This is a genomic window from Photobacterium andalusiense (genome assembly GCF_900185625.1).
Classification (GTDB): domain Bacteria; phylum Pseudomonadota; class Gammaproteobacteria; order Enterobacterales; family Vibrionaceae; genus Photobacterium; species Photobacterium aquimaris.
Genome location: NZ_FYAJ01000006.1, coordinates 125,113 through 140,315 on the forward strand (window position 1 = coordinate 125,113; position 15,203 = coordinate 140,315).

Annotated in this window: 14 protein-coding genes; 6 read left to right on the forward strand and 8 right to left on the reverse strand. The window is 36.9% G+C overall.

Translation table 11 applies throughout. The features are described from left to right. Nucleotides 1–16: 16 nt before the first annotated feature. The 3 genes from PAND9192_RS14575 to PAND9192_RS14585 are packed head-to-tail and all read right to left on the reverse strand — an operon-like array spanning nucleotide 17 to nucleotide 2,693. Nucleotides 17–736, reverse strand: coding sequence for a glycosyltransferase family 2 protein (locus tag PAND9192_RS14575; RefSeq protein ID WP_087854364.1), 720 nt, complete (start codon nucleotides 734–736; stop codon nucleotides 17–19). Further along, nucleotides 733–2,319, reverse strand: coding sequence for a capsular biosynthesis protein (locus PAND9192_RS14580; RefSeq protein ID WP_087854365.1), 1,587 nt, complete (start codon nucleotides 2,317–2,319; stop codon nucleotides 733–735). Before PAND9192_RS14580 ends, PAND9192_RS14575 begins: the two co-directional genes overlap by 4 nt. Further along, nucleotides 2,310–2,693 (reverse strand): HAD hydrolase family protein, encoded by a 384-nt coding sequence (locus PAND9192_RS14585; RefSeq protein ID WP_087854366.1) that lies wholly within the window; start codon nucleotides 2,691–2,693, stop codon nucleotides 2,310–2,312. Before PAND9192_RS14585 ends, PAND9192_RS14580 begins: the two co-directional genes overlap by 10 nt. Nucleotides 2,694–2,936: 243 nt before the next feature. Between PAND9192_RS14585 and PAND9192_RS14590 the strand changes: the two genes are divergently transcribed. Then, nucleotides 2,937–3,959: a WavE lipopolysaccharide synthesis family protein gene (locus PAND9192_RS14590; RefSeq protein WP_087854367.1), complete on the forward strand. Its 1,023-nt coding sequence runs from the start codon at nucleotides 2,937–2,939 to the stop codon at nucleotides 3,957–3,959. Nucleotides 3,960–4,007: 48 nt separating this feature from the next. Here PAND9192_RS14590 and PAND9192_RS14595 read toward each other — a convergent pair whose 3' ends face one another. Continuing rightward, the gene (locus PAND9192_RS14595; protein ID WP_087854368.1) at nucleotides 4,008–5,099 is read right to left on the reverse strand and encodes a glycosyltransferase family 4 protein; all 1,092 of its coding nucleotides are present in this window, start codon (nucleotides 5,097–5,099) and stop codon (nucleotides 4,008–4,010) included. A 168-nt stretch (nucleotides 5,100–5,267) separates the two neighbouring features. Between PAND9192_RS14595 and PAND9192_RS14600 the strand changes: the two genes are divergently transcribed. The 3 genes from PAND9192_RS14600 to PAND9192_RS14610 all read left to right on the forward strand — a co-directional run bounded on the left by PAND9192_RS14600 (nucleotide 5,268) and on the right by PAND9192_RS14610 (nucleotide 8,262). Continuing rightward, nucleotides 5,268–5,984 (forward strand): glycosyltransferase family 25 protein, encoded by a 717-nt coding sequence (locus tag PAND9192_RS14600; protein ID WP_087854369.1) that lies wholly within the window; start codon nucleotides 5,268–5,270, stop codon nucleotides 5,982–5,984. Between the two features lie 86 nt (nucleotides 5,985–6,070). Then, on the forward strand, nucleotides 6,071–7,177 hold the full coding sequence (locus PAND9192_RS14605) for a glycosyltransferase family 9 protein (protein WP_159458253.1): 1,107 nt from the start codon (nucleotides 6,071–6,073) through the stop codon (nucleotides 7,175–7,177). Continuing rightward, nucleotides 7,174–8,262: a glycosyltransferase gene (locus PAND9192_RS14610; RefSeq protein ID WP_087854371.1), complete on the forward strand. Its 1,089-nt coding sequence runs from the start codon at nucleotides 7,174–7,176 to the stop codon at nucleotides 8,260–8,262. The genes PAND9192_RS14605 and PAND9192_RS14610 overlap by 4 nt, the downstream gene beginning before the upstream one ends. 41 nt (nucleotides 8,263–8,303) lie before the next feature. Here the strand turns inward: PAND9192_RS14610 and PAND9192_RS14615 are convergent, their stop codons facing one another. Both PAND9192_RS14615 and lpxM read right to left on the reverse strand, forming a co-directional pair. After that, nucleotides 8,304–9,488: an O-antigen ligase family protein gene (locus PAND9192_RS14615; protein ID WP_159458254.1), complete on the reverse strand. Its 1,185-nt coding sequence runs from the start codon at nucleotides 9,486–9,488 to the stop codon at nucleotides 8,304–8,306. Then, on the reverse strand, nucleotides 9,475–10,434 hold the full coding sequence (lpxM, locus tag PAND9192_RS14620; RefSeq protein ID WP_306341514.1) for a lauroyl-Kdo(2)-lipid IV(A) myristoyltransferase: 960 nt from the start codon (nucleotides 10,432–10,434) through the stop codon (nucleotides 9,475–9,477). The genes PAND9192_RS14615 and lpxM overlap by 14 nt, the downstream gene beginning before the upstream one ends. 290 nt (nucleotides 10,435–10,724) lie before the next feature. Between lpxM and PAND9192_RS14625 the strand changes: the two genes are divergently transcribed. Beyond that, nucleotides 10,725–11,399 carry a TetR/AcrR family transcriptional regulator gene (locus PAND9192_RS14625; protein ID WP_087854374.1) on the forward strand — a complete coding sequence of 225 codons (675 nt, stop codon included), beginning with the start codon at nucleotides 10,725–10,727 and terminating at the stop codon, nucleotides 11,397–11,399. Between the two features lie 56 nt (nucleotides 11,400–11,455). Here PAND9192_RS14625 and envC read toward each other — a convergent pair whose 3' ends face one another. Both envC and gpmM read right to left on the reverse strand, forming a co-directional pair. Further along, on the reverse strand, nucleotides 11,456–12,748 hold the full coding sequence (envC, locus tag PAND9192_RS14630) for a murein hydrolase activator EnvC (RefSeq protein WP_087854375.1): 1,293 nt from the start codon (nucleotides 12,746–12,748) through the stop codon (nucleotides 11,456–11,458). A 7-nt stretch (nucleotides 12,749–12,755) separates the two neighbouring features. Continuing rightward, complete coding sequence (gpmM, locus tag PAND9192_RS14635) at nucleotides 12,756–14,297, reverse strand: 2,3-bisphosphoglycerate-independent phosphoglycerate mutase (RefSeq protein WP_087854376.1); 1,542 nt, start codon at nucleotides 14,295–14,297, stop codon at nucleotides 12,756–12,758. Between the two features lie 374 nt (nucleotides 14,298–14,671). On the opposite strand from gpmM, the gene PAND9192_RS14640 reads away from it, so the two are divergent. Beyond that, complete coding sequence (locus PAND9192_RS14640; RefSeq protein WP_087854377.1) at nucleotides 14,672–15,109, forward strand: rhodanese-like domain-containing protein; 438 nt, start codon at nucleotides 14,672–14,674, stop codon at nucleotides 15,107–15,109. Nucleotides 15,110–15,203: the final 94 nt, after the last annotated feature.

The window sequence follows — 15,203 nt, forward strand, 5'->3', positions numbered from 1 at the left end:
AATGAGGGTGGATTAATTACTGATTTAAAAAATCAAGATACTCTTGAGGCACACCACAAAAAATTACTTGCTGGCGATCTATTTGATGATAATGGATCTCTTTGCCTGCGCTGATTAGAATATTGTACAGTGGAGCGACATAAAGCTCGCCTTTTTCCCATTCAGTTATTGGCTTAGAAATATAATTATTATAGGCACAATGAAAATCATTAATATCTGCAAAATAATACAGTCCAGTACAGCAAAGATTTGATATCGGTCTTTTTTCTGCGGTTTCTATAACTTGTGTCGAGCCTACTTGTGCAGGTTTCGCAAATGACCAATTATCACCAGTACCCTCAAATACTTCTAAGTAACCATCGCCTAATAGTGTCAAATCCGGATAGCTAAAATGTGGGCGGAAGGTATCGATATTAAAAATAGTAATTGAACCTTGATAGCTAATATCAGCAAGGCCAAGGGCTACAGTTTCTGCCTGACCACGGGTTTCTTGAGTCAGAACTGTAATATGGAAATTTTTGATACCAAGAGCTGTAATACGAGCTTCAATAAATTGACGAGTGTGATAAACATCTCGAATAATAAACATAAATAACTCGGTATCAAATAAAGCCTCAAAACTTTTTACCGCATGATCAAATAAGCTTTGATTGTGAGCTTCTAACATATATTTAGGTTGAGTATAACCAGCGTTGAAAAAGCGTGAGCTTAACCCGGCCATTGGGATAACGATCATAATGTCTGTGCTACCATAAGTTGATGAAGGCGGAATGCATTTGCCATTAGTGCATCTTGACGACGAGGGTCATCGGCATGAAGAGGCAACATTGATAGGAATAATTGAATTTGCATCGCATACAAATTGACCGCTGAGAGGTTAAATTTATCATTCACTAACTCAATGAAAATTTGTTGATTTTCTTGGTGTTGTTCGAAACCTGCAATATCAAAGGTTATCCTATTATCACTAATGTCGACATGATAATAGCCCGCAATAATCCAGTCATATAAACCGAGAATAGAATGGCTTAATTTGGCTAAATCATAACGAATATCACCAAATAAAGTCATGGTGCCGTCAGGTGTCATTCCTCGAGGATCAATGGTTTTTATACGATTGGTTCTAAAGTCATATAAAATATTACTAAAACAAAAATCACCATGCATGATAGTCGCAACCGCAGCAGGGTTGGGGAGATATTGCTGGCTGTCAGTGACTAATTGTTGTAGTGAGATATGATATTGATTGTTATAACACCAAGTCGTTGTTAAAGAAAAATCACGATCTTGACAAAAATCATTGAGGCGTTGTGATGTTTTTTCACCAAAGAGTTGTGCCAGTGATGCTGCTGGTTGATCAATTGGCTGCAAATACTGCTGACACGTAGTTAAAAAAGATAAACTACTATTGATGATTTGGCGCCATATAACGGAAGGTAAATTGGCAAAAACGAATAGTTCATTTAGAGCTGTATGATGAAGATATTCAAGCCGATAGCTGAAAACACCTTGTTCTTCATAATGACCCATATATTGAGGCGTATAATTACGCATCATTGGTGGTAAATGCTCAAACCAATTCGCTTCGGCCTGAATTTTCAAATCATTGATACTGCTTTTTTCACACCACTCAGGTGATATTTTTAATTGGTTAAAGGCACGTTGAGTAGTGAATTTCGCTTTAGAACGATAATAAGTGTTTGCATGGCCAAAATCGAGCCAGTTAGTTGTACGAATAGTAGTTAAACCTATCTGTTGGTTGTAGCGATTTAAGCCTTCAAGAAAATCCCAATGGCTTTGGGTTATACAGCGAATAAGTTGACGTGGTTGGCTGAAGTGAAAATAGCCACTGACAACATTATTTTTAGTATGGTCAAGATCGTTATTAATGTTTTGAATCCAATGATGTTTGTTATTTGTTACAGCAGACCAATTGTAACAATCTTCTACTTGAGAGACCGTTATTGAGTCTTCAATTGTAGGTAATGGCGAAATTAGAGTATCGCCAAATAATACTTCAAGATTTGCATCGATTGGCTTATCGATAAGATTTAATGCGATAACTAGCGAAGCTCCTAGCGATATATTATCCGGAATCGAGAGTACAGTAACCTTGTGTTGCTGAAGCCATTTAGCATCGATGTCTGGTAAATCATAAGACTCCGGTAGACTAAGATAAAGTGCTTTTCCCTTGGGCGCCGCAGCGATTTGATGTTGAAATAAGCGACGGTTTCCAAGTGGTAATAAACTTGGGGGTATATTGCCAAATTCAGATTTTAAATCCTGATCAACATAGGCTGCTGACATAATCAAGAACACTTTATTTTTTCCTTATCAAGTAAGTCTTTGATTTCTTTTGCTGAAAGTGAGGCAAATTCAGATGGGCGAATCGCACGATCGTCAATATAGAAACCGTCATGGCCACACCAAGGCTTACCAACGATGATTTCATCATAAGGTACGCTATGTTTCTCTAGCCATTCTACAATAATTGGTAGGGTATGAATGTTTATTTTTCCGATATTGCCTTCATAGGTCCGCATATTTCGAGCAGTAAAAATAGTGATACTAAAGCCCTGTTGTTTATAGTCTATGAGCTTATTGATTACGCCTTTATTAGGGGAAACAAGTCGATAATCAGCTGTATTTGCTGTTGTTAATGTGCCATCTAAATCAATAACTAACTTTTTCATGGTGTGCTAGGTTCCTTTTTATAAGTATTATTTTATTTATTGTTAACTGGGCGACTAAAAGCATAATTTTAAATTTTTATTTTATTATCATTTAGATAAGAGTTAATTATAATAACTAACGATAGTAATGTTAACTAGGATACCTAATTGTTATCAGTTAAAATATCATTCGCTACTGTTCTAGATATTTAATAAGTAGTGATAAGCGTGGCTAATTGAAGAGTATCAGGCAATGGATTGGCAATGAAGAATAGACATAAGATAAGTGCGAAAGATATTACCGTGGTGGTTCAAGGACCGGTTCAAACTTTTAGTGATCGTGAGCAAGAGTCTGGAATCACACGCAAGTGCTTAGACTCAGTACGCTATTTTTTACCGGGAGCGAAGATAATTTTATCTACTTGGCACAATCAAGATCTTACTGATTTAGATTACGATCAATTAGTATTATGTGACGATCCGGGAACTAATGTCCGCGCTTATAATGTAGATGGAACCCCACAGACGTTTAATAATAATCGTCAAATTGTTTCAACCTTGAGTGGGTTAGAGCGAGTGACAACGCCTTATGCGATGAAGTTACGTAGTGATAATTATTTGATTTCTGATGCATTTCTCCATTTACAGCAAGATTTCCCCAAACGATGTGAGCAAGACCGTTTTTTCCATGAAAAAGTTGTAGTAATTAATACCTTTACTCGACGTTACGCAAAAGGGGGGGCTGTTGTTTTTCACATGAGTGATTTTTTCTATTTTGGTCGAACAGAAGATGTTATTGCTTGTTGGAATATGCCCTTAATCGATGATTTTATTGCAACCAAAGACTGCCCTTATAATATAGGTTTTCCAGACTATTCAATCGATTGTACCCAGATGTTATTTATTCGAGCAATGCAGCAATTTGATCCGCGTTTTACTTTAAATGGGCTACTTGATAATAATCCAGAAAAGCAAATTTTTTCAGATCGTTGCTTTGCTAATAATTTTGTTATCGCAGATCCGCAGCAGGTAGGTGTCGGTTTATGTCGTAAATTTGCTGAAAAAGCGAGGGTATCAAGAACTAAAGGCAAAGTGGCACACTGGCAATTTAAAGAATGGCAGCAACTTTATAAAAAATATTGTGATCCTAGCTTTGAGATTCAATATTCTATATGGGAGCAATGTAAATTATTTTTACAACGTTGTTTATATGTCTTTCCTGCACGTATTGAAAATAAACGTCGATTACAACAACGACAGAAAAAAGTGGTGCTTAATAATAAATGATCCTGCCAGTAATCATGACAGGATCATAATGGGATTTTTCACCATAATTTATTGTTTTAATAAGCGTTCAAAAAATGCCAGATGTTGCTGTGCTGTATTTTCAACAGAAAGCGTCGTGGTTATATAGTGTTGAGCTTTTAAGCCCATATTTTGAGCTTCTGTACTATGGCTGTACAGGTAATTAATTTTATCGGCAATTGCGTGAGCATTATTGGTTTCAACCACAAATCCAGAGATACCATCCTCTACGATTTCAGCATTACCTCCAGTCGTTGTAACAATCGACGGTACTGCCATTGCCATCGCTTCGATAACTGTTTTTGGTAGACCTTCACCACTGACAGAAGGCTGAATTTGTACATTAGCTGCTGCCATTAACTCTGGTACATCAGTGCGGTAGCCAAGAAAGTGAATATTATTTGGATAAGGTGCTTGTTGGGCTAATTGTTGATTTACAGTGGTATCAATTCCGCGCCCAGCCAGTAATAAATGAATATTAGGCTCTTTTACTAGATATTGCATGGCTTCTAATAGGACATGCACGCCTTTACTTGGACGTGCGTTAGCAACACAAATAATTACGAAGTCATCGGCAGTAATATTTAAGGAACTTAAATCGGCTGCTTGAGTTTGGTACCAGGATAGATTATGGCCTTTGTGAATCGCAACAACATTATGTTGGTTTGACCACACCTGTTTAGCGACATCCTCTCGTACTTTATCTGCCACGCATGAAATACCATTCACGCGAGGATGAAGATGAGTTAAATATGCGCTAGGGTCATGGCGATATAAACCGCCAACGGTTCCTCGGTAAGTAACGAGTTTTGTGGCAGGAAAACCGATACAAGCAAAGGCTGCATTTGGAATCGTTCGTGAATTGGTCGCATAAACGATATCGTATTGGTTCTGTTTAAGCTCATTGCGAAGAAGTTTAATGGTGTTGCAGCATATTTTTTTTGTCGGGTATCCATCAATGACTTTAATGCCTTGTTCGTGAAAACGGGCCACATAATCAGCATTACCTTGAGTCACAACCGTTACTTGATGGCCTTGTTGTGCCATTGCAATGATCATTTCAGCTTCAGGTCTAACGCTGTTCCATGCATCCATGTATGAACTGAATACCATTATTTTCATTGTAGATCTCAATATTTAGCAAGAAGAAGTTAATAAGCGCTTGTAGATATTTTTATAGGTTACAATACACGAAAACATTATGAAATATTGGTCTGAATTTTTATAGTGTAAAGAAAGCAAGTCTCATTCTAATGATCGTATTTATAAATAAAATTTTTCAAGGATAGTATGAAAGTTTTTTTAATTAGTCTTAAGACAAAAACATACAGAAGGCAACGTGCGATTCAATTATTGGATGAGCAAAGGTTGGATTATGAAATTATAGATGCTGTGGATGGTTGTTTAGGAGAACATCCTTTATTACAACGTTATGATGAAGAAAAATTCATTTTGCATCGAGGTCGTAAAGCTCTTGTTGGTGAACTAGGTTGCTACGCAAGTCACATGCTAGCATGGGAGAAAGCAATTGAGTACAATCAACCGATTATTGTACTTGAAGATGATTTTATTTTAGATGCTAATTTTCAATATGTTATTTCAAAAATAAAAGATTGGACGACTAAACGTCACTTTATTCGACTGGAACCATGGCGAACGAAATTATTTTATACCGTAGAAAATAAAGGTGAGGTAACTTTAGTTAAATTCTTAAAAGTACCACAATGTGCTACTGGTTATATTATTACACCAAAGTGTGCTCAAGCTTTTATTAATGCTAGTGATAAAATAACGCTACCAGTAGATGTTTTTATACGTTATACGTATTTGCATAAACAAGCGATTTACGGTGTACAGCCAAGTGTGGTTTTTTTAGGAGGAGATGAAAAATCAACAATTGGTTGTCGTAAGAAAAAAATAAAAAAACCAGTAATAAAAATAAAAAAAGCAGCCGTAAGGCTATATTCTGCTGTACGGTGTGCATTTGTTAATATAATTTCTCGCTAGCTATTATGCTTTAGCTAATGTTTTAAATGTAATTGTTCATATTTTGTATTTATATATTTATGGTGGTTAAGCTTTATATGGATTGGGTGAAAAAAATAAAGGCGGGATGGCGTTTAATCCGTAATAAGGTGAAAGCATTAAAACTTAATCTTTATCGAAAAGTATACGATAAGCGCCTACAAGAGATAGATTTTGAGCCATCGAAGATTAAATCAGTTTTACTCCTACGCTGGGATAATAAGTTAGGTGACGCTATTATGTGTGGTAGTTTTATTAAATTACTGCGTCAATATCGGCCCGATATTCAGATTACAGTCTTAACGGGGACGACGACAAAACTATGGATAGAGAAAGCTGCTCCTGCTGATGACTATATTATTTATACAAAAGCTAAAAGAAAGCAGATAATTACAGATAATAAGCGTAAATTTGATCTGTTTGTTGATCTTGGTACAAATTGTAGCCATAAAGATTTATGCCTTGCTTCTCAGTTTAAGGCCAAGCATTACCTTGGTTTTAATAAACAGCACTATCATTTATTTGATGTTGAAGTTGCACCACAATATGTCCATTTTAAAGAGCGATATATTGCAGCCGCCAAACTACTTATATCTCAACCCATTGATGAGCAATGCCCACTACCTATTCCTGAATTTAGTCAACAGAGATTCGAATTACAGCAATTTATTAATCAAGTACAACAAAAATTTAGCCATATAGTAGGGGTTAATTTATTTGGTTCAAGTAAATATCGTCGCTTTTCCTTGGAGCATGCAAAAGCATTGATTTTTCAATGGCGACAGCAGTTTCCTGATGATTTATTAGTCATTATCCCAACGCCAGGGGAAGAAAAATTTATTAAGCGTTTAATTGCGATAGTAAATGATAAGATGGTTATTTCACCTAATTTTCCGGCAAGTTTTGAAGTGTCATTGGCCATTATTGATATTGCTGACTTTACCTTTACTCCTGATACAGCTGTAGTACATATGGCATCGGCACTCAATAAACCAGTGATTGGCATTTATCGTTATAATATGCAAAATTATGAGGAATGGAAACCTGTAGGGAAGTACTCACAGCGTTTGCTTAATCGTAAACCTTTCAGTGAAAATGACAGTGTTCATGTGCATGAATTTGACTGGCAAGATTTAGTGTTGGCACGCGCAACTATTTTAAAGGCGTTGGCATGAGAATTGGATTCTTTTTACGAGATTTGAAAATTGAAGGCGTGCAAGTTGTTGCTTTGCGACTGGCTAAAGAGTTTATTGCGCTAGGGCACCAGTGTGACTTTATTTGTTTAGATGCAGAAAAAGAACTAGATATAGGAAGTGATATACAAGTTCATGTACTGAATATTCCTAAAGAAATCAAGTATAAGAAAATAATAAAATATGCTCCAATATTTTCAAAATGGTTGTATGAAGAAGATTGTAAACATAAGTTTGATGTTATTTTATGTGGGCATGGTGACACTATAAATATAGTTTCTGTAATTGATGATCCGCGTTTGATAATTCAACAACATAGCTGTGATAAAATAAGCTACGAAAATAAAAACTATTTTAGGAAGTTAAAATATCGGCTAAAGCTATTAAAGAAGATTAATAAAAAGCATGTTATTTGTGTTTCTAAAGGTATGGCTGATTTTATTTCATCAATTACACACTCTTACCTTAGTATTACAACTATTTATAATCCATTTGCGATTGATGAAATAAAGAGATTATCAGAAAAACCACTAGATGAGTTTTTTTTAAAAAATGATTATATTTGCTATGTTGGTCGACTAGCAACAGAAAAAAGGTTAGAACTATTAATTAATGCCTATGCTTTAATTAATAAAGAAGTAAAGCTATTAATTGTAGGTGATGGTTGTAATGAGTATAAAGATTCTTTATTAAAGTTGATTAATAAATTAGGCATTAATAATAAAGTTTTTATATTACCATTTTATAATAACCCATTCGCTATAATAAAAAAATCTAAGGCATTAATACTGACATCAGAAACAGAAGGATTTGGTAATGTATTAGTGGAAGCTTTAATTTGTCAGACACCAATCGTAAGTGTTGACTGTTATTCTGGTCCTGCAGAAATTATGACTGGTCAACTGAAACATTATTTAGTTAAAGAAGCGGAACCTAAAAATATTGCTAATAAAATTGATGAGTTATTATTAGGTGACGTAACATTAGATTTTGAAAAGGTATATATTAATTTTGAATCGACAAAAATTGCCAAACAATATATACAATTATTTTCTAGTTTTAATTAAGAGAAAGGCACCATAGCTATAATTGGTGCCTTTATTATTTGTTATTTTACTGAGTGTGTTTTTTTTAAGAATAGATAAATAAATACAATATATAATGTAAATACTTGTTTGTGTTCAAGTGGCACATCAGTTAATCCACTAATAATAATACCAAAAGTTAATAGAAAGATGGCAAATTTATTTTCTTTTGAGTACTCTGTTTTCTTTAAAATATAAAAAGGGAAGAATACAAATAATAGTAATAACACAAGGCCGATTATTCCGTGCTTTACAGTGGTATCAATAAACTGATTATGAAAGTGCAGTAGATGTAAATTATAAAGTTGTGAGCTAATTTTATTTTCGTGATAAAGATTTTCAATCGCAGGCTCAAAATTATCGCCAAAACCAGATATTGGTTGCTGAGGAATAAGTAATAAAGCGGCTTTCCACATTGCTAACCTGGATGCTGTATTTGATAGGTCGTCACCTTGTTTATATTGTGAAAATCCTTGAACTGTATCATGAATAAGGCGGTTTTGGGTGGTATAGATACCAAGTGCACCTATGGTAATTAAAATAGTAATAAAAGTTATTTTAATTTTAACCGATATTTTTGTAGTAAAAACATATACAAATAGACATAAAAAAATTGAGAAAACAGCAATTAAAACCCCGCGGGTTTCAGTTAAAATAATAGCATAAAAAGAAATTACTGCAGATAGTATAGATATAGTCAGTATTTCTTTTTTATCTTTATATATAATGCATAGTATTATAGCTGCGGTCATTAATATCAGACAGCACGCCGCATATGGTATAGCATTTAATTGCCATACAGCTCGGTCTAAATGTAAAATATTTTTTTGCCAAAATGCAAAGCTGATTGCACCGATACTACCAATAAGAGTGCTGTATGTTATTACACGAGTGGAAATTATATTTAATGGAATAAAAATAAAATAAAGTATGACACACAATACAGAGCGAATATTAATAATATCTGATTTGTGGAAATAGTTATAAATAACAGATATACATGATAAAATAATTAGTAAATATATATATTGGTTATTTATTATATTCTTTTTAAATGGCGTGAAACCATACTTAAATAATGTTGTTATAAGAGCAATAACCGTGATAATAACAAGTATCTTATCACCATTTGAAAATAAAAATTGACCACTGATCATCCATGTAAAAGGAAGGATAATAAATAGTAGTGCTAAGTTAGCTTTTAGCATAAGGTTTCTCATCATTATTCGGACGTGTCTTCAACAAACGTAAAATCCACATATATTGCTCTGGGCGCTGATTAACATATTGTTCAATACATTGATTCATCATGCGCGCATCTTGCTCTTCTGTTTCTGCAGGAAAGGGCAGAGCGGGATAAAAATCCAATTCATACATGCCGGTTTCACTGTTGTACATTGCAAATAACGGCACAATTTTGGCGCGACTTAACTTTGATAGTCGACCTAAGCCTGCCATCGTCGCCTTAGTGGTACCAAAGAAATCAACAAATACACTGTGTTCTGGGCCTAAATCTTCATCAGGCAGGTAATAACCTAAATAGCCTTCACGTACTGATTTAATAAACGGTTTAATACCGCCGCTGCGTTCATAAACACGGCCGCCATATTGCACTCGTTGACGATGCATTAGCCAATCAGATACTGGGTTTTTTTGTTTTTTTGCCATTGCTGAAACGGGTAATCCACGCGAGGCAAGTAACACGGCTGGAATATCAATAGCCCACGTATGCGGCACTAATAAAATCACGCTTTGTTGCTGCTCAGTAAGGCAGGTAAGATTTTCCATACCACGAATAACCGTGTGCTGCTCAAGCCAAGCTTTATTGCGTAATGATAGCGATGCAAACCCTGTTAGAAAGCTGCCTGCAGTGATTAAATTTTGTAATAAAATCGCTTCGCGCTCAGCCTCTGATTTTTCAGGAAAGCACATTTGGAGATTAACGCGCGCACGATGGTTAGCACCGCTTTTAAGTTTGATGGCTTGTTTGGCAAAAATAGTTGCTAGTGCACGACGTGCGCCATGAGGTAATAAGCTTAATAGTGAAGCAATTATTACCGCGAGCCACGTACCCCAATAACGAGGGTGGATAAAAGACCACTCAAACTGAGGGTTATAAGCTTGTTTGTCGTAATGGTTTTTAGTCATATCAATTACGTTTATCTCACGAAGTTATGGTGTGGGCGAATATGATGCCAACGTATTTATTACGTTGTTATTACCACTGCTATTTGTATATTCTACCGTTATTGAACTGAAGGTAAAATGGTAATTAAATCAACTATTCATCCAATGTATTAATACTGAGTAATGACTCATTTTTTAGCAATTGGGCATTATTTATATTGGTAGCTAAAGTCATGGCTTTTATTACCTTACTCAGATGATAAATCTTAAATTATGATAACATTATATCTACAGCAAGGGCGAAGGATGATAATAAAATGAAAACCCGCGATCGAATTATTCATGCAGCATTGGCGTTGTTTAATGAACATGGTGAACCCAATGTCACCACCAACCATATTGCTGCTGATTTAGGGATCAGCCCTGGTAATCTGTATTATCATTTTCGCAATAAAGAACAAATCATTCATTGCATCTTTGATCAGTATGCGATTGATTTAAAAGTTAGTTTTGAGCCGATGAATGTCGATGAAACCATTGAAGATAGCTTATTACGTTATCTTGATGCGGTGTTTCTGTTGATGTGGCGTTACCGATTTTTCTATGCCAATTTACCTGACATTTTACGTCGAGACGCGACTTTACAGGCTAAATATTTGGCGGTACAAAATCAACTTCAGCTTAATATTAGTCAAATTATGATCAATTTTCGTGATGCGGGTCTGCTTGCATTGGCCGATGTTGATCTTAAAGTATTAGCAGACACGCTAAAGTTGGTCGCTTCATCGTGGATTAGCTATCAAACTACTCAAGTCGCGGGCGCAAAAATAACTCAGACAGTGATCTATCACGGCGTGCAACAAATGTTGAATATTGTGCGTCCATTAGCGACCGAACTTGGTCAGCAACGAGTGGCAACACTGCAGCACTATTATCTAGAACAAGAACAACAGTATTTAGAGCAACAGCAAAAGATCACCAACAGTCAATAATCATGGCACAAGGTTGGCCTTATAGAATAGGCCAACCTTGCTAGCTAGATATTACACTAGCGTCGTAGCCATGGTCGTGGATCAACCGGTGTACCTTTGCGGCGGATCTGGAAATATAGCCCTGGTTGTTCTTGGCCACCACTATCACCTACTAATGCTATTGGCTCACCAGCTTGCACTGAATCACCAATTTTCTTGAGTAGAGTTTGGTTATAGCCATAGAAACTCATATCACCTTTACCATGATCGATAGCAATCATCAGGCCATAGCCGCGTAGCCAATCAGCAAATACAACTTTACCTGAGTAAATCGCTTTTACTTGGCTACCAATCGGTTGACTGATCACCATGCCTTTCCAGTGCAATTCACGTTGTAATGGCGCACCATAATTGTGAATGATCGGTCCTCGTAAAGGCCATATCAGCTTACCTTTGTGGCTAGATAAGCCATCCATAGGGACTTGCATTTTAGCGTAGCGAGCATTGAGCTGTTTTGCTTGTGCTTCTGCAATGGCTTTGGCTTTGGCTTCTTTCGCTGCAGCAATTCGCGCTTGAGCTTCTGCTTCAGCTTTGGCGCGTGCAGCAGCTTCAGCTTTAGCACGTGCAATGGCTTCAGCTTTGGCTTTGGCGATGGCCTCAAGCATATTCTTTTCATCAGCGCGCAGATCAGCTAGTGCTTCAGTGCTGGTATGGATCTGTGCTTTTATTTTATTGAGCGTCAACTGGCGTGATTGTTGCTGGTCATCAAGCTGTTGTTTTTGCTGGTTAAGCTCAGTAAGTGCTTGCTGTTTTTCGGTTTTTTGTTCAGCTAAGGTGTGAATCTTAAGCTGTAATTCGGTTTTGGTCGCATCAAGCATATCAATGGCATTTGCGCGCGCTTTACTGACATATTCAGCATAGGTTGTCATTCGATCTAATTTTGCTGAATTTTCACCACTGAGAAGATTGGCGATGTCACTGTTATTACCTTGACGATATTGAGCATTAATCAAGGTTTTGAGCACACTAAGTTGTTGCTGTTGTTGTTGTTGTAACTGCTGTAATTGATTCTCTAGCTTGGTAATTGACTGAGTTAGCGCAGCTAACTGGTCATTGGTTTGATGGATTTTATTTGCAGTTTGAGCGATATCCAGTTCATGTTGTTTAAGTTGTTTTTGTAACGCAGCATAGTTTTGCTGATTACTATCGAGCTGATTTTTTTGGCGTGATATTTCCTGTTTTACGCCATCAAGCTGTTTTTGACTGGATGCTGCACATGGGGCTGCAAAAACCACACATAGAAAAGCGCCAGTGCATAAAGCACTGGCGCGGATTTTTAGGTTGAGGTGTCTATTAATAATATCCCGCATGGGATAATTATTTCAGATTGTATAGCACCTGACCAGACATCTCTGCTGGGATTTCGATATCTGTTAGCGACAGCATTGTTGGCGCTAGATCAGAAAGCTTACCGCCAGACTTAAGATCAAGGTTCTTATTGCCAACGTAGATTAATGGTACTGGTAAGTTAGTGTGTGCAGTATGGATACCACCCGTTTCAGGGTTGATCATCATTTCTGCGTTACCGTGGTCAGCTGTGATTAATAATTGGCCGTCCATTTCTTTGATTGCAGCAACAACTTGACCAATACAGCTATCAAGTGCTTCACACGCTTTAACCGCAGCATCATAAACGCCAGTATGACCTACCATGTCACCGTTAGGGTAGTTACAGATAATAACGTCAAATTCGCCACTCTTAATTGCAGCGACTAATTTTTCAGTTAGTTCTGGTGAACTCATTTCTGGTTGAAGATCGTAAGTTGCCACTTTTGGTGATGCAACTAATGAGCGTGACTCACCATCAAACTCGTCTTCTTTACCGCCGTTAAAGAAGAAAGTAACGTGGGCGTATTTTTCAGTTTCAGAAATACGTAGCTGTTTTTTACCTTTCTTTGATAGCCACTCACCTAAAGTATTTTCTAGGCTTGCAGGCGCAAAAGCTGTGGTTAGTTCAATGTCAGCAGCGTACTGAGTTAACATTACAAAATCAGCTAACTGTGGGAACTGTGCGCGAGCAAAGTCAGTAAATCCAGGCTCAAACGTACGGGTAATTTCGCGGGCACGGTCAGCACGGTAGTTCATGAAGATAACGCTATCGCCATCTGCCATGATTGCAGCTTCCTGGCCTTCAGCACGTAATTCAGTTGCTTTAACGAACTCATCGTTTTCACTGCGCTCGTAAGCTGCCGCTAGACCTTCTGTTGCATTAGCAAAGGTAAACTCACCTTTAGCAGCAGTAAGTAAGTTGTAAGCAACTTCAACACGATCCCAGTTGTTATCACGATCCATTGCGTAGTAACGACCCACTAGAGAAGCTGTACGGCCTTTACCTAGCTTGGCAAATAGGGCATCAAAACGCTCTAGTGAATGTTGTGCACTACGTGGTGGTGTATCACGGCCATCAAGGAATGCGTGTAAGTAGATTTTCTCTGCGCCACGTTTTGCCGCCATTTCAATAGCTGCAGCAATGTGATCTTCATGGCTGTGTACGCCACCTGGAGATACAAGACCTAAAATATGAACCGCTTTACCTGCATTTACTGCTTTATCAATCGCATTAACCAGTGCTTCGTTTTCAAAAAACTCACCATCGCTAATTGCTTTAGTAATACGAGTAAGATCTTGATATACCACACGACCAGCGCCGATATTGGTATGACCCACTTCAGAGTTACCCATTTGGCCTTCAGGTAGACCAACTTCTAGGCCTGATGCTGCGATAAGCGTATTTGGATTGTTTGCCATTAACGCATCCATTACTGGTGTGTTAGCGTTTGCAATCGCGTTATTAGCGTTATCTTCGCGGTAGCCCCAGCCATCTAGAATAACAAGTGCAAGTGGTTTCTTCGCAGACATATGCTGTCCCTCTTCGAATTAAATAAAATACATCAATTACCTTAATAGGCGCAGTGTATAACGCACCGTTTAAGGTAATTGATATAATAATTATCATGATTTTACTACAAAAGCACATTAAAGCAGTAGCAGTAGATACAACTAAATCATCACATAGCTATTTATACTGTGGGTTGAATATAGGCATTTATTGATTAAAGTGTAAGTCCTAGATCACAGTTTTTTTCTATTTCATTGATAGGTCATTAGTCAATAAGCTTTTATACTCAAGGGTGCTGTTACAAGATCAGCATCCTAGGTATACTCACACTCATTTTTTTAGACCCGTCATATCATGGCTGGCAGTAGCTAACCATGACAACAGAGTAAAGTAAATGCATCAATATATTGAATTTCTAACCAGTAACCCTGTTTTATCATTAGCTTGGATTGGTATTGTAGTTGCACTAATCAGCTCGATGGTGAAGGAGAAAAATGCCAAATACAAAACGATTACTATTAATGAAGCAACCGCGTTAGTGAATAACGAAGACGGTGTATTCCTTGATATTCGTAACCGTGAAGATTTTCGTAAAGGTCATATTGTAGGCTCAGTTCACATTTTACCAAGCCAAATTCAACGTCAGAACACTCCAGAGCTTGAAAAACACAAAGCAGCCCCAATTATTGTTGTATGTAAGACAGGTCAAACAGCACAAGAGAGTGCAAACCAGTTAAGTAAAGATGGTTTTACTAATGTTAGCGTTTTAAAAGACGGTCTTATTGCTTGGAATGAAGCAAACTTGCCGCTTGTTGCAAGCAAGAAAAAATAATTGTATTCGATGTGACTTTGCGGCTTGTCGAGTGTGAAGTCATGATTCAAATTGATGCAGCCTGTGGAATGCACAGTTGCTAGTATAATTAATA

Excerpts from the sequence above, each read along its gene's own strand:
- PAND9192_RS14575 (WP_087854364.1), bottom strand. The coding sequence starts at position 736 with ATGATCGTTATCCCAATGGCCGGGTTAAGCTCACGCTTTTTCAACGCT.
- PAND9192_RS14585 (WP_087854366.1), bottom strand. The coding sequence starts at position 2,693 with ATGAAAAAGTTAGTTATTGATTTAGATGGCACATTAACAACAGCAAAT.
- PAND9192_RS14590 (WP_087854367.1), top strand. The coding sequence starts at position 2,937 with ATGAAGAATAGACATAAGATAAGTGCGAAAGATATTACCGTGGTGGTT.
- PAND9192_RS14595 (WP_087854368.1), bottom strand. The coding sequence starts at position 5,099 with ATGAAAATAATGGTATTCAGTTCATACATGGATGCATGGAACAGCGTT.
- PAND9192_RS14600 (WP_087854369.1), top strand. The coding sequence starts at position 5,268 with ATGAAAGTTTTTTTAATTAGTCTTAAGACAAAAACATACAGAAGGCAA.
- PAND9192_RS14610 (WP_087854371.1), top strand. The coding sequence starts at position 7,174 with ATGAGAATTGGATTCTTTTTACGAGATTTGAAAATTGAAGGCGTGCAA.
- PAND9192_RS14615 (WP_159458254.1), bottom strand. The coding sequence starts at position 9,488 with ATGCTAAAAGCTAACTTAGCACTACTATTTATTATCCTTCCTTTTACA.
- PAND9192_RS14625 (WP_087854374.1), top strand. The coding sequence starts at position 10,725 with ATGAAAACCCGCGATCGAATTATTCATGCAGCATTGGCGTTGTTTAAT.
- envC (WP_087854375.1), bottom strand. The coding sequence starts at position 12,748 with ATGCGGGATATTATTAATAGACACCTCAACCTAAAAATCCGCGCCAGT.
- gpmM (WP_087854376.1), bottom strand. The coding sequence starts at position 14,297 with ATGTCTGCGAAGAAACCACTTGCACTTGTTATTCTAGATGGCTGGGGC.
- PAND9192_RS14640 (WP_087854377.1), top strand. The coding sequence starts at position 14,672 with ATGCATCAATATATTGAATTTCTAACCAGTAACCCTGTTTTATCATTA.